This window comes from Streptomyces dysideae (assembly GCF_001514305.1).
Classification (GTDB): Bacteria; Actinomycetota; Actinomycetes; order Streptomycetales; family Streptomycetaceae; genus Streptomyces; species Streptomyces dysideae.
In genome coordinates, this window is the sequence record NZ_KQ949084.1 from 90516 (window position 1) to 103450 (window position 12935).

Here is a 12935-nt window from a genome sequence, read left to right on the forward strand (position 1 = left end):
GTCCAGCACTCCCGCTCACTGACACAACATCAGCAAACAGCGGTCGGAACGCTCGGACGTTCCACCGGGAAACGGAGAATCGTCTCATGCCAGGAATCCGTCGCCTCCTCGTCGCAGGCGCCACCGCCGCGCTGGCCCTCGGCGTCGTGATGAGCCCCAGCCCCGCCACCGCCGATGTGAGCAAGGGGTACATCGACGCGGACCCCGGAGCCCAGAACGACTTCGAGGACGAGGCCACCTTGTGGCCGGGAAGCCCGTACTGGAACAGCAACGCCGTCGGCGTGGTGCAGACCATCCTGCATGCGGAGCGCATCCTCGACACGACTGACGTCGACTGCGCCTACGGAACCACCACCGCGAACGCCGTCAAAACCCTGCAGCGCCGCCTGGGCTTCACCGGAAGCGACGTCGACGGCGTCGTCGGCCCGAAGACCTGGGCCAGACTGGACAACCGCCTGGTCGTAGGCCCCGTCTACAACGACAGCCAGGAATGGATCCACTACCGGACCACGGGCGACTGGACCCGAACCAGGGTGTTTCTGCGCGCCCGGGTCAGCGACGGCACCTACCTCTTCCGCTACTGGGGCCTCGACGCACAATCCGAATGGCGCCAGGCCCTCTACCGCCCACTGGGAGGTTCGGTGTGCCGGTGACGATCAGGGGGACCGCTGGCCACGGCAGCCTGCCCGCCATGTCCGCATGGGAGGGTGGGAGGAGCAAGGCGGAGGGGGTCCGGTCGAAGCTGATGCGGCTGGAATCCTCGGACCCAACACGGTCGCGGCGCTACCTGAACCTCTTCGGCTACGGCCTAACCCTCGCATAACCGACAGCCCCGGCGAACACCGAGGGCTGTCCGGTCGTACGTCGGTCTCAGCCGAGCCGGGTCACGTCCAGCTCACCCTCCGCGTACCGCCTGCGCAGCACCTTCTTGTCGAACTTGCCCACGCTCGTCTCCGGGACCGACTCGATCACCGTCCAGCGCTCCGGGAGCTGCCACTTCGCGATTCCGGCCTGGTCGGCAAGGAAGGTGCGCAGGGCTTCGAAGCCGGTCGTCGCGCTCTCCTTCAGGGCGACGGTGGCCAGTGGGCGCTCGCCCTCAAGTGGTCCGACCTGGACCTTGAACGGGGCGTGCCGATGGTCCGCCGGAGTCACCGCCGCCCGCGCCGCACCACTCCAGCGCACTCCAGCGGACGTGACCAACGGCCGCTTTGGCGTCGAATGTGCGATCTGGCAAACATGGATGGGTTGTTGTTGTGTCCCTGTTCCGTGCCCTGGGGAAGCCGCGTGTCCCGCCTTTTACTACGAAGGGGGCCCGGACATTGGTCAGACGCGGACCCATTCCACGGGGCTGCTGCGGCCTGTGGATGCTGCGTGGCAGAGCTTCGGAATGTGGGAACCGTCGGTGGAGGCGACCTTCATCGGCCCGCCCGAGCAGGCTGCTGTGGCGACCACGAGCGCGTCCACGACGTTTTCGTGACCGTCCAGACCGGCATCCTCCAGTAGTTCTGCCGCGCGGTCGGCGATGAGCTCGGTTGCGGGGATGACGGTGAGCCGGGAGCGGAGCCAGCGCAGGTGGTTCGCGGCTTGTCCGGTGCGGCGGACTTCGGCGATGCTGACCGTGGAGATCGCGGCCGCGTACCCCTCGGCTTCGGCGACCTTGAGCATCAGTGTCATTCTGCGGTCCTGGTCGGCCAGGAGAGACAGCGGCTGTGCATCAAGGACGAGGAGGGCGCGGGGGAACGCCGGGGCTACTCGCCGTGCCATGTCCGGCGGGCCTCCTCGATTTCCTCGGGAGTGAAGGAGCCGTGCTCGTCCTCGTACGCCTCGACGATCTCCCTGGTTTTGGTCAGGGCGAGGGCGTGTTCGACGGCGTCGGAGACGAAGCGCGAGAAACCCCGGGTGCCTGTGCGGGCTTCGACCTCGCGGGCAAGCGATCTGGGGATGGTGACGGACTTCTTGACAGTGGTCTCGTCCGGAGGCGCGTGCTCGCTAGCCATACGGCATTATCCCACTGGTAGTAGGACTTCTGTCCAGTCGGATGGAGGCCTCCTGCAGGCCCCCGCCGCGGGGAAATCGCGGGGATCGCCTCGGAGGAGGGACTGCAGATGGCGAATCCCTCCGTGGGAGGGCGTAACGCGCTTGGCATGCGGGGCGATTGTGCTCTAGGCGTCTCCCGTGCGGCATGGTGGTGAGGTACGTGTCGCACGCAAAACACCCTCCTGACTGCGTTTCCGCAGGTCAGGAGGGTGTGAGAGCGGTAGCGGAGGGATTTGAACCCTCGGTGACTTGCGCCACACTCGCTTTCGAGGCGAGCTCCTTCGGCCGCTCGGACACGCTACCGGGAGAGACCTTACAGCACGCCGGGGTGTGGTTTGAAATCCGTATTCGCGGTTCAGGGGTTCACGGGTTCCGGAAGAACTCCGTGAGGATCCGGGCGCACTCCGCGGCGAGTACGCCCTCGATCACTTCGGGGCGGTGGTTGAGCCGCCGGTCGCGTACGACGTCCCAGAGGGATCCGGTGGCGCCGGCCTTCTCGTCGCGGGCGCCGTAGACGACGCGGTCCACGCGGGACTGCACGAGCGCGCCGGCGCACATCGTGCAGGGCTCCAGCGTGACGACCAGCGTGCAGTCCGACAGCCGCCACTCACCGAGCTTCGCGGCCGCCCGCCGGATCGCGAGGATCTCGGCATGGGCGGTCGGGTCGCCGGTCGCCTCGCGCTCGTTGTGGGCGGTCGCGAGGACGGTCGTACCGTCGCCGGACAGCACGACGGCGCCGACGGGGACGTCCCCGCCCCGGCGGGCCTGTGCGGCCTCGTCCAGGGCGAGCCGCATCGCGGCCCGCCAGCGGTCGCGTACCGGATCCGGTGGACCCGTGGTGGGCTCCGGGCTCAGCGGACGGTCTCCAGGACCTCCGAGGCGCCCAGGGCCTCGGCGATGGCGCCCAGCGCGTCGTCGGCGTCCAGGGCCTTCAGCTCCTTCTCGCCGATGCCCAGGTCGTCGAGGATCTCGCTGTCGCCCACCGGGCTGTGCGGGACGGCCTCGGCGGAGCCGCCGCCGTCCTCGTCGTCCGTGTCGTCGTCGGTGTCGGCGTCGTCGTCAGGCTCCTCCGTACCGTCGAGGTCGAGGGAGTCCAGGTCGGCGCCGTCGTCACCGGGCTCCCTTCCGAGCAGTTCGTCGGTGAGCAGGATCTCGCCGTAACTGCTGCGGGCAGCGGCGGCGGCGTCCGAGACGTAGATACGAGGGTCGTCCTCGCCGTCGATCCGGACGACGCCGAACCAGGCGTCCTCCTGCTCGATGAGCACCAGCACCGTGTCGTCCTCGGGCGAGGCTTCGCGGGCCAGGTCGGCCAGATCCGACAGGGTTTCCACATCGTCGAGCTCTGTGTCGCTCGCTTCCCACCCGTCTTCGGTGCGCGCGAGCAGTGCGGCGAAGTACACCGTGACTCTCCCACTGGTCATAGACGTGCCGGTTGGGGGTCCCCCCGGCGGAGGTTGCGGGCGGGGAGTGCGGAACCCTGAGCCCCACCCACTCGGAATCGTGGCAGAAACGGAGCGTCGAGGGGACGTCTTCGGCTCCCTGTGTCCGCCCGTTTTGATCGGCCACGAGCGGGATCGTACGACGAGGTCGGCGCGGCGCCCGCATCCGGGCGGCCATGTGAGGGGTGCGGAGCCCGCGGCCTACCAGCGGAAGGTGCGCATACGCACGGCGTGGCGCAGCCGTGCGGCCTTGGCGCGGCGGGGCTGCACGCGGTCGCGCAGCTCGCGGGCCTCGGCCAGTTCGCGCAGGAACTGGGCCCGGCGGCGCCGGCGCGCGGCCTCGGTCTCTCGCGGCGAGGCTTCCTCGCGGGACTCACGGTCAGGCATGGGCACACCCCCGATATGTCCCTCCCACTTTCCCTCTGATGGGCGGTTTGATGCCAGCTTGGATTGGAGCGGGGAGGGCGCAGCCCTCTCGAATAGGGTGGTGGTGGGCGACGGGCGGGTGACCAGGGCCCGGCTACTGTTGTGGCCATGCGTCTCCACGTCGTCGACCACCCCCTGGTCGCTCACAAGCTCACCACGCTGCGCGACCAGCGCACCGACTCCGCGACCTTCCGCCGCCTCGCCGACGAACTGGTCACCCTGCTCGCCTACGAGGCCACGCGGGACGTGCGCACCGAAGCGGTCGACCTCAGGACCCCGGTCGCCGCCACCACCGGTGTCAAGCTCTCCCACCCGCGCCCGCTGGTGGTGCCGATCCTGCGGGCCGGCCTCGGCATGCTCGACGGCATGGTCCGGCTGCTGCCGACCGCCGAGGTGGGCTTCCTGGGCATGATCCGCAACGAGGAGACGCTCCAGGCGTCCACGTACGCCTCGCGGATGCCCGAGGACCTCTCCGGCCGTCAGGTGTACGTCCTGGACCCGATGCTCGCCACCGGCGGCACCCTGGTCGCGGCCATCCAGGAGCTCATCAAGCGCGGCGCGGACGATGTGACCGCCGTGGTGCTCCTTGCCGCCCCTGAGGGCGTCGAGGTGATGGAGCGCGAGCTGGCCGGGACGCCGGTGACGGTCGTGACGGCCGCCGTCGACGATCACCTGAACGAGCACGGCTACATCGTGCCGGGCCTGGGAGATGCCGGGGACCGGTTGTACGGCGCCGCGGAGTAAGAACGCCTTTTCGCCGTAGGGGTGCGGATCCATCGCGGCTGCCGGTCCGTTGTGGCTGGTCGCGCCCGCGCGGCGGAGCCGCATATCGATGCAGCCCCGCGCCCCTGCCGGGCGCTTCTCAGCAGGCCTTCTTGGAAGAGCTGGGCGTCGGCTGGGGCTTGGCCAGTGCGGCCAGGGCCTTGTCGGCGTCCGCCTTCTTCGTGAGCGCCTTGAAGCCGGTGCCGATGATCAGGTCGACGTCGGTGCCCTTGCGGGCGTCGTCGGTGCGGCGCTCGGCGGTGGTGAGCTGGGTGGCGAGGACGGGCAGCGAGGTGTTCAGGGCGGAGGCGGGGCCGAGCAGTATCCCGGTGCCCTTGACCTTCTTGTCGAACTCCTCGGTCGCGTTGCCCACGTCGCCGATTCTGAAGCCGCGCTTCTTGAGTTCGTCGGCGGTCTCCTTGGCCAGTCCGCTGCGGGGCGTGGCGTTGAAGACGTTGACGGTGATCTTGCCCGGCTGGGGCAGGGCGGCGGGGCTCGCGGTGGCCGACGGGGTCACCTTCGTCGCGCAGTCCGCCTTGGGGCCGACCGCGGAGGCCTGGTCGCCGCCGGTGAAGACATCGATGAGCTGCAGCGTGCCCCAGCCGATCATGCCGAGGGCGGCGACGGAGGCGACCACCACGAGGACGAGCCTGCCGCGGCGCCGGGGGCGGCGCATCCGCGGGTACTTGTCGCCCTTGATGCGGTACCGGCCGCCCATGCCGGGGGGAGTCAGCATGCTCATGGGCGCAGCGTAGTGCGCCCGGGCGGCAATGCCTACTAGATGATCATTGGATGCCGCGCAGGAGAACCCGAAAGGGTCAAGTCTTCACAAGGGCGGCACTCAGTCCAGCTCGAGCACACGCGCGTGCAGCACCTGTCGCTGCTGCAGCGCCGCCCGCACCGCGCGGTGCAGACCGTCCTCGAGGTAGAGGTCGCCCTGCCACTTCACGACGTGCGCGAACAGGTCGCCGTAGAAGGTGGAGTCCTCGGCGAGCAGGGTTTCCAGGTCGAGCTGGCCCTTGGTCGTCACGAGCTGATCGAGGCGGACCGGGCGCGGCGCGACGTCCGCCCACTGCCGGGTGCTTTCCCGGCCGTGGTCGGGGTACGGCCGGCCGTTTCCGATGCGCTTGAAGATCACACGGAAAGCCTACCGGTCAAGGCTCTCCGGGCGCAGCCTCCCGGCCCGGGCCGTGCGAGTCAAGTGCGTTCAGATCGTGATCAATATTGGTCAAATGGGGTGTATGTGGCTAGTCGTCGAACCACCGTTACTTGGGTCGCGCAGTGACCGACCGGTGAGGGGACCGATTGATGAGGCGGCGCGGCGGAGAGGCAGTTCCGCCTCGACCACGCCGCCAGGTGGGTCAGTCGCGTTTCGGGTCCCGTGGGGGCTGCTGTCGCTCCCGGGGATCGGGCCCGGGCTGGGGCTTGGGCGCGCTGCGTGCGGCTTCTGCGCGTAGGAGGGCGCGCAGAACCGCGTATGGGTCGATTGGCATGCGTGTGTTCCTTGCGTCGTGCTGAGTGGCTGACCGGTGGGCCGGTCCGGTCAGCAGCGCAGGACCACGGAGCGTACGGCGGGCAGCGCGGGCGGAGTGCGCGGCGGCAGGGCGGGCGGCCGGCCCGCCGGTGCCGGGGGCGCCGACTCCGGGAGAGGTGCGGGACGCAGCGGTACGGCGGCACGGTGGGCGCCGCGGGACGGTGGCCGCAGGTCGGTCTCCAGGGCGTCGTACTCGACGGCCTCACCGGCCACGGCGACCGGCGTCGCCGGCACCCCCGAGTGCGCGCCCGGCACGAGCAGGGCGAGGAGCAGGACGGGCACCCGGAGCCAGGCGTACCGGCGGATGAGGTGCGCGACGCTGCTCATGGGAGGTCATCTCCCCGGGGGACGTACGTCGTTCATCGCGCGGCCTGCGAGAACCGCTCGCTCGGCGTACCCGCGGCGGTTCACAGCTCGCGCGGGACCTGGTGGGCGCGGTCCCGGATCCGGACCGCCGTGACGGTCTCGACGACGCCGACCACGACCAGCCACCAGCCGCCGAGCAGGGTGAGCACGGCGACCGACTCGAACGGCGAGACGATCAGCACGGCCCCGGCGGCGAAGGTGACCACGCCGAGGAGGAGCTGCCAGCCGCGTGCGGGCATCGCCGGGTCGGAGGCGGCGGCCAGGGTCTGGGTGATGCCGCGGATCAGCCAGCCGATGCCGATCCACAGGGCGAGCAGCAGGATCGACCGCATGGGGCCGCGGAAGCAGAACAGGCCGAGCAGGACGGACAGGGCGCCGCTGACGAAGGCCAGGACGCGCAGCGAGGTCGTCCGGTGCGTGCCGAAGGCGGCGACCAGCTGGAACACGCCGCTGATGAGGAGGTAGAGGCCGAAGAGGATCCCGGCGGCGAACAGGGAGGCGCCCGGCCAGACCAGGACCAGGATGCCGAGAACCAGGGAGGCGACGCCGGTGAGCAGGACGGCCTGCCAGGCGGCGCGCGACAGGGCGTGCAGGGGGCCCTCGAACGGTGGTTCGGGTTCGTGACCGCTCGCCGGGGGCCTGGCGTGGACCTTGCGGTCGTCGTACTCCGGGCCCCAGGGGGAGCCGGACGGTGGTTCGGTCATGGTCCATGCTTCGGCCGGGCGGCACCGCCTCGCCACCCGGACGGGTCCACTCGACTTACCCGCGTGACGCGGGACTTACTTGCGGGTGGCCTTCGCCGCCTTGGCCGCCGCCTTCATCTCCTGCTTGTGCGCCCGCACCTTGGTCAGTGACTCGGGCCCGGTGATGTCGGCGACGGAGCGGAAGGAATCCGGCTCTCCGTAGGCGCCCGCGGCCTCGCGCCAGCCCTCGGGCCGTACGCCGAGCTGCTTGCCGAGCAGGGCGAGGAAGATCTGGGCCTTCTGCTTGCCGAAGCCGGGCAGGTCCTCCAGGCGCCGCAGCAGCTCCCGGCCGTCGTCGACGCCCTTCCAGATGAGCTCGGCGCTTCCGTCGTAGTGCTCGGTCAGGTACTGGCACAGCTGCTGGATGCGCTTGGCCATCGACCCCGGGTAGCGGTGCACGGCCGGCTTCTCCGACAGCAGGGCGGCGAAGGCCTCGGGTTCGTGGGCGGCGATGTCGTGCGCGTCCAGGTCGTCGGCGCCGAGCCGGTCCGCGATGGTGCGGGGGCCCTTGAACGCCCACTCCATCGGAACCTGCTGGTCGAGCAGCATCCCGACCAGTGCGGCGAGCGGGCTGCGGCCGAGGAGCGCGTCGGCTTCGGGGTCCTGGGCGAGGTGCAGGGTGACGTCCATGGACCGATGATCGCCCGGCTGCGCTTCGGACGCAGCCGGGCGGAGGTCAGCGGTGGGTCACATCTCGACGTGGGGGCTGGTCAGGGCGGCGCCGAAGGAGGCGTCGACGCATTGCCGGAGAAACACGCCCAACTGGCCTTCCTCCCCCGGGCGGTAGCCTTCCCGGCGTGACTCCGGAAGACCTGGTAGCGCACTACTCCCTGGAGCCGATCCCGCGTGAGGGCGGGCTGTTCCGGCAAACCTGGGCCGGGCCCGAACGGCCCGACGGGCGGCCGCAGGGCACCGCGATCGTCGTCCTGCTGACCGCGGACGACTACTCGGCCCTGCACCGCCTGCCGGACGACGAGGTCTGGCACTTCTACCTGGGCGACCCGCTGGAACTGCTCCTCCTAGCCCCCGACGGCACGTCCCGTACGGCCGTCCTCGGCCCGGACATAAGAGGCGGCCAGCACCTGCAACTCACCGTCCCCGCCGGGACCTGGATGGGGGCGCAGGTGGTGGCGGGCGGTGCGTGGACGTTCTTCGGGTGCACCATGGCGCCCGGGTTCACGTACGAGGGGTATGAGCACGGCGACGCGGAGTGGCTCATCGCGCGTTATCCGGCGGAGGCCGACCGGATTGCGGGACTGTGTCGGCCATGAGACTGCTGGAGGGACACGTCGCCCTGGTCACCGGTGCGAGCGGCGGCATCGGACGCGGGATCGCGCTGCGGTTCGCGGAGGAGGGGGCGGCGGTGGCGGTGCACTGCCGTACGGAGCTGGACGCGGCGGTGGAAGTGGCGCGGCGGGTACGGAAGCTGGGCTCACGGGCCATCGTCCTGCGGGCCGAGCTGACCGACGAGGACGCGTGCCGGAGGCTGGTCGGGCAGGCGGTGGAGTGGGGGGAGGGGCGGCTGACGGCGCTGGTCAACAACGCGGGCGTCCAGCCGACCCAGGAGCTGCCGGGGATGACGGCGGCGGACTGGCGGGCGGTGGTGGACGCCAACCTGTCGAGCGTCTTCGCGTGTACGCAGGCTGCCGCTGAGGTCATGCGGGAGCAGGCGGACGGCGGTTCGGTGACCCACATCGCGTCCATCGAGGCGAGGTGGCCGGCGCCGTTGCACGCGCACTACTCCGCGTCCAAGGCGGCGGTCGTGATGCATGCGCGGTCCGCTGCCCTGGAGTACGGCCCGTACGGCATCCGCGTCAACACGGTCTCGCCCGGCCTGATCGACCGGGCCGGGCTGGAGGAGGCGTGGCCGGAAGGGGTGGCGAGGTGGGAACGGGCGGCGCCGCTCGGGAGGTTGGGGCGGCCGGAGGACGTCGGGGACGCGTGTGTGTTCCTCGCGTCGGGGCGGGCGTCCTGGATCACCGGGCAGGATCTTGTGGTGGACGGCGGGGTGTCGGCACGGCCGACTTGGTGAGCCAGCCAGGGGGCTCTGCCCCCTTTGCCGGCAGGCGGCTGTGCTCGGCGACCGGCCATCTGTCAATCGCGGCCGGGTGGCTGTCGTACGACTGTCGCCGCCCGGCCGCCGCGCGCAGCCTCTACGACGAGGCGTTGGCCGCCGCCCGGATCGCCGACGACCCAGGCCTTGAGGGGCACGCCTTCGGCTGTCTCTCGCTGTTGGCCAAGGTGTCGGCCCGCACCCGCACCGGCGCCCCAGTGAGCGCCGCCGCCCCCGCATCCGTACCTATCCACGACGCAACGTCCCGGACGGAGAACACAACGTGGGGTGCAATGGCGAACGACAAGGCCGGCGGCGGATTCAACGGCTGGTGCTGCTGGCGCCCCTGCTGGTCCTGTTCCTCCTCACCGGCACGACCCCCGCGTCCGCTCACGCCGCCCTCCGCACCACCGACCCCGAGGACGGAACCGTCCTCAAGTCCGCCCCCACCCACCTCACCCTGACCTTCACGGAGTCCGTCGGCCTCCTCGACGACTCCTTCCGCGTCCTCGACCCGGACAACCGGCGTCTCCGCACCGGCGAGCCCGAACACGCGCCGGACGGTTCAGACACCGCCCGCGTGACGCTCCCCGCCAAGCTCGGCGAGGGCACCTACACCGTGGCCTGGCGGGTGGTGTCCGAGGACAGTCACCCCGTCTCCGGCGCGTTCACCTTCTCCGTCGGCAAACCCTCCGCGACGACGGCCACGGCACCCACCGGCCCCGTCGAGGACCCGGCGACGGCCGGCCTCTACAACATCGCCCGCTATCTGGCGTACCTCGGCGCGGTCCTGCTCATCGGCACGGCGGTGTTCGTGGCGGTCTGCCGGCGGGAGGAGCCGGGGGCGGCGCTGCGCAAGCTGCTCCGGGGCGGCTGGTGGGCCCTCCTCGCGGCCACGCTCGCCCTGCTGGTGCTCCGCGCCCCGTACGAGGCGGGCACGGGCCCGGCGACGGCCTTCGATGCCCAAGCCCTCACCCGTACCCTGAGCAGCCGTCCTGGCGTGGTCCTGCTGGCGCGGCTCGCCCTGCTCCTGGCCGTGGCCGTCTGTTTCGTCCTCGTACGGTCGCCCAGGCGCCGCACGCTCCTCGGCGCCCCCCTCGCCCTCGGCCTCGCCCTCACCTGGGCCGCCGGCGAACACGCCTCCGCCGGTATCCAGGTGCCGCTGGCGATGACCTCGTCCGTGCTGCATCTGCTCGCCACGGCGGTCTGGCTCGGCGGCCTCGTCGCCCTGCTCACCGCACTCCACCGCGACCGTCTCACCCCGGCCGCCGTCACCCGCTTCTCCCGCCTCGCGTTCGCTTCCGTGACCGTCCTGGTGGTCACCGGCGTCTACCAGTCCTGGCGGGGGCTCGGTTCCTGGGAGGCGCTCACCGGGACGGCGTACGGCAGGCTCCTGACCGTCAAGCTGGTCGCGGTGGCGCTGCTGCTGGCCGCGGCGGGCCTGTCGCGGCGCTGGACGGCGCGGCTCGCCCCGGCGCAGACGGCGGCCGTGACGGAACGCGTCCCGGAAACGGTCGGCGGCCCGCCACCCGCGCAGAGTCGGCCGGAGCAGCCTTCCGCACCGGACACCCACCCCCGCACCGCCCTCCGCCGCTCCGTCCTCGCCGAGGTCGCCGTCGGTGCCGCCGTGCTGGTGATCACGACGATCCTCACCGGCACCCTCCCCGGCCGCGCGGAAGCCGAGGCGGCACAGGCGGCGCCCCCGGCGGTGGGCACCTCGGTCACCACGATCCCCTTCGACGTCGGCACCCCCGGCGGCACCGGCAAGGTGCAGATCACCCTCGACCCGGGACGGGTGGGCGACAACTCGGTCGAGGCGCTCGTCTACGGCCCCGACGGCGGCATCTCCAGCGTCCCCGAGCTCCGCCTCTCCTTCACCCTTCCCGCGCAGCGGATCGGCCCGCTGGACGCCGAGCTCACCGACCGGGGCGGCTACTGGGGCAACAGCTTCGTCCAGCTGCCGATCGCCGGGACCTGGGAGATGAAGGTGACGGTGCGGGTCTCGGAGGTGGACCAGGTGAGCGTGACCAGGAAGGTCCTCGTCCGGTAGGGCGGCGAAAGTTTCGCAGCGGCCCGGCAGGACAGTTCGAAATGTCGGTCACGTTTCCAAAACGGCCCCATGGACCCCTTGACGCATGACCTGACATACGGCTGTTATGGCGCCAACGTGTTCGGTCAAGTTGATTTCTGATCGATTACGACGGACTTCGACTCGTGCCGCTACCCACGGCCGAACCCTTGCCCTCAGGAGCCGCAGATGCACCACACCTCTCCCTCCGGTCTCTCCCTCCCCTCGCCGAGCCGTCGCACCCTGCTGCGCGGCGTCGGCGGCGCAGCTGTGCTCGGCGCGGGCATCCCGCTGCTGAGCGCCTGCGGCGGCGGTGGCACGGCGAGCGACCCGAAGACCGTCACGGTCGGCTCCAACGCGTCGGACGCGGTGCCGAAGAAGGCGTTCGCCGACATCTACGCGGCGTTCAAGAAGGAGTCCGGGCTCACGGTCGACGTGAACACCAAGGACCACAACACCTTCCAGGAGCAGATCAACTCCTACCTGCAGGGCACGCCGGACGACGTCTTCAACTGGTTCGCCGGTTACCGCATGCAGTTCTTCGCGGCCAAGGGCCTGGCCACCCCGATCGACGACGTGTGGAAGACCATCGAGGGCAACTTCCCCGACGCGATGAAGGGGCTCAGCAAGGGCGAGGACGGCAAGTACTACTTCGTGCCGCTGTACACGTACCCGTGGGCGCTCTTCTACCGCAAGAGTGTCTTCCAGGAGAAGGGCTACGAAGTTCCCACCACGTGGGACGACTTCGTCGCCCTGTGCAAGCAGATGCAGAAGGACAAGCTGGTCCCGATCGCCTTCGGCGACAAGGACGCCTGGCCCGCGCTCGGCACCTTCGACCAGATCAACTTCCGCGCCAACGGCTACGACTTCCACGTCGAGCTGATGGCCGGCAAGGCCTCCTGGACCGACGCCAAGGTGCGCAAGGCCTTCGACCTGTGGGCGGAGATCCTCCCGTACCACCAGGAGGGCGCCACCGGCCGCACCTGGCAGGACGCCGCGCAGACCCTGGCGTCGAAGAAGGCCGGCATGTACCTGCTGGGCACCTTCGTGGGCCAGCAGTTCACCAACGAGGCCGACCGCGAGGACCTCGACTTCTTCGCCTTCCCGGAGATCGACCCGGCGTACGGCCAGGACACCGTCGAGGCGCCCACCGACGGCTTCATGCTCTCCAAGGCCCCGAAGAACAAGGCGGGTGCCGTGCAGCTCCTGGAGTACCTGGGCTCCCCGGCCGCCGAGGAGATCTACCTCAAGTCCGACCCGAACGTCGTCGCCGCCTCCACCAAGGCCGACACCTCCGCGTACAGCCCGCTGCAGAAGAAGGCGTACGAGATGATCTCGGGCGCGAAGAGCCTGACCCAGTTCATGGACCGCGACAGCCGGCCGGACTTCACCTCCACGGTGATGCAGCCCGCGCTGCAGAAGTTCATCCGCGACCCCAAGGGGATCGACAGTCTGCTCTCGTCGATCGAGCGCCAGAAGAAGACGATCTTCGCGTCCAGCTGATCCA

16 protein-coding genes, 1 tRNA gene and 1 pseudogene are annotated in these 12935 nt (G+C 70.5%); 6 read left to right on the top strand and 12 right to left on the bottom strand.

What is annotated here, in order from left to right; genetic code table 11:
* The first annotated feature begins 86 nt into the window (after positions 1 to 86).
* The gene (locus AQJ91_RS18020) at positions 87 to 653 is read left to right on the top strand and encodes a peptidoglycan-binding protein (protein ID WP_067022301.1); all 567 of its coding nucleotides are present in this window, start codon (positions 87 to 89) and stop codon (positions 651 to 653) included.
* Between the two features lie 217 nt (positions 654 to 870).
* On the opposite strand, the pseudogene AQJ91_RS18030 reads toward AQJ91_RS18020, so the two are convergent.
* The 7 genes and pseudogenes from AQJ91_RS18030 to AQJ91_RS18060 all read right to left on the bottom strand — a co-directional run.
* A pseudogene (locus tag AQJ91_RS18030) lies at positions 871 to 1095 on the bottom strand (fatty acid--CoA ligase); the annotation flags it as partial.
* A 228-nt stretch (positions 1096 to 1323) separates the two neighbouring features.
* On the bottom strand, positions 1324 to 1764 hold the full coding sequence (locus AQJ91_RS18035) for a type II toxin-antitoxin system VapC family toxin (protein WP_067022307.1): 441 nt from the start codon (positions 1762 to 1764) through the stop codon (positions 1324 to 1326).
* Positions 1749 to 1997: a hypothetical protein gene (locus tag AQJ91_RS18040; protein ID WP_067022309.1), complete on the bottom strand. Its 249-nt coding sequence runs from the start codon at positions 1995 to 1997 to the stop codon at positions 1749 to 1751. The genes AQJ91_RS18035 and AQJ91_RS18040 overlap by 16 nt, the downstream gene beginning before the upstream one ends.
* 258 nt (positions 1998 to 2255) lie before the next feature.
* Positions 2256 to 2340 (bottom strand) — tRNA-Ser (locus AQJ91_RS18045).
* Between the two features lie 60 nt (positions 2341 to 2400).
* Positions 2401 to 2832 carry a tRNA adenosine(34) deaminase TadA gene (tadA, locus tag AQJ91_RS18050; protein WP_067022311.1) on the bottom strand — a complete coding sequence of 144 codons (432 nt, stop codon included), beginning with the start codon at positions 2830 to 2832 and terminating at the stop codon, positions 2401 to 2403.
* A gap of 56 nt (positions 2833 to 2888) precedes the next feature.
* Positions 2889 to 3437, bottom strand: a complete 549-nt coding sequence (locus tag AQJ91_RS18055; RefSeq protein WP_067022313.1) for a tRNA adenosine deaminase-associated protein — start codon at positions 3435 to 3437, stop codon at positions 2889 to 2891.
* 240 nt (positions 3438 to 3677) lie between these two features.
* Positions 3678 to 3863, bottom strand: a complete 186-nt coding sequence (locus AQJ91_RS18060; protein WP_067022315.1) for a hypothetical protein — start codon at positions 3861 to 3863, stop codon at positions 3678 to 3680.
* A 147-nt stretch (positions 3864 to 4010) separates the two neighbouring features.
* Here AQJ91_RS18060 and upp point away from each other — a divergent pair, with 147 nt between their 5' ends.
* Positions 4011 to 4646 (top strand): uracil phosphoribosyltransferase, encoded by a 636-nt coding sequence (gene upp / locus AQJ91_RS18065; RefSeq protein ID WP_067022317.1) that lies wholly within the window; start codon positions 4011 to 4013, stop codon positions 4644 to 4646.
* Between the two features lie 118 nt (positions 4647 to 4764).
* On the opposite strand, the gene AQJ91_RS18070 is transcribed toward upp, so the two are convergent.
* The 5 genes from AQJ91_RS18070 to AQJ91_RS18090 form a co-directional block, all read right to left on the bottom strand.
* A complete protein-coding gene (locus AQJ91_RS18070) occupies positions 4765 to 5406 on the bottom strand; it encodes a LytR C-terminal domain-containing protein (protein ID WP_407696870.1) in 642 nt (213 codons plus the stop codon).
* A 99-nt stretch (positions 5407 to 5505) separates the two neighbouring features.
* A complete protein-coding gene (locus AQJ91_RS18075) occupies positions 5506 to 5802 on the bottom strand; it encodes a type II toxin-antitoxin system VapB family antitoxin (RefSeq protein ID WP_003999914.1) in 297 nt (98 codons plus the stop codon).
* Between the two features lie 405 nt (positions 5803 to 6207).
* Positions 6208 to 6525, bottom strand: coding sequence for a hypothetical protein (locus tag AQJ91_RS18080; RefSeq protein ID WP_067022321.1), 318 nt, complete (start codon positions 6523 to 6525; stop codon positions 6208 to 6210).
* Positions 6526 to 6605: 80 nt separating this feature from the next.
* Positions 6606 to 7268 (bottom strand): HdeD family acid-resistance protein, encoded by a 663-nt coding sequence (locus AQJ91_RS18085; RefSeq protein ID WP_067022323.1) that lies wholly within the window; start codon positions 7266 to 7268, stop codon positions 6606 to 6608.
* 75 nt (positions 7269 to 7343) lie between these two features.
* Positions 7344 to 7937, bottom strand: coding sequence for an HhH-GPD-type base excision DNA repair protein (locus AQJ91_RS18090; protein WP_067022326.1), 594 nt, complete (start codon positions 7935 to 7937; stop codon positions 7344 to 7346).
* 167 nt (positions 7938 to 8104) lie between these two features.
* On the opposite strand from AQJ91_RS18090, the gene AQJ91_RS18095 reads away from it, so the two are divergent.
* The 4 genes from AQJ91_RS18095 (at position 8105) to AQJ91_RS18110 (ending at position 12931) form a co-directional block, all read left to right on the top strand.
* Complete coding sequence (locus AQJ91_RS18095; protein ID WP_067022328.1) at positions 8105 to 8578, top strand: cupin domain-containing protein; 474 nt, start codon at positions 8105 to 8107, stop codon at positions 8576 to 8578.
* Positions 8575 to 9339: an SDR family NAD(P)-dependent oxidoreductase gene (locus tag AQJ91_RS18100; protein ID WP_067022588.1), complete on the top strand. Its 765-nt coding sequence runs from the start codon at positions 8575 to 8577 to the stop codon at positions 9337 to 9339. Before AQJ91_RS18095 ends, AQJ91_RS18100 begins: the two co-directional genes overlap by 4 nt.
* 352 nt (positions 9340 to 9691) lie before the next feature.
* Positions 9692 to 11410 (top strand): copper resistance CopC/CopD family protein, encoded by a 1719-nt coding sequence (locus AQJ91_RS18105; protein ID WP_067022330.1) that lies wholly within the window; start codon positions 9692 to 9694, stop codon positions 11408 to 11410.
* A gap of 207 nt (positions 11411 to 11617) precedes the next feature.
* Entirely contained in the window at positions 11618 to 12931 is a 1314-nt protein-coding gene (locus AQJ91_RS18110) for an ABC transporter substrate-binding protein (protein WP_067022332.1), read from the top strand.
* Positions 12932 to 12935 lie beyond the last annotated feature (4 nt).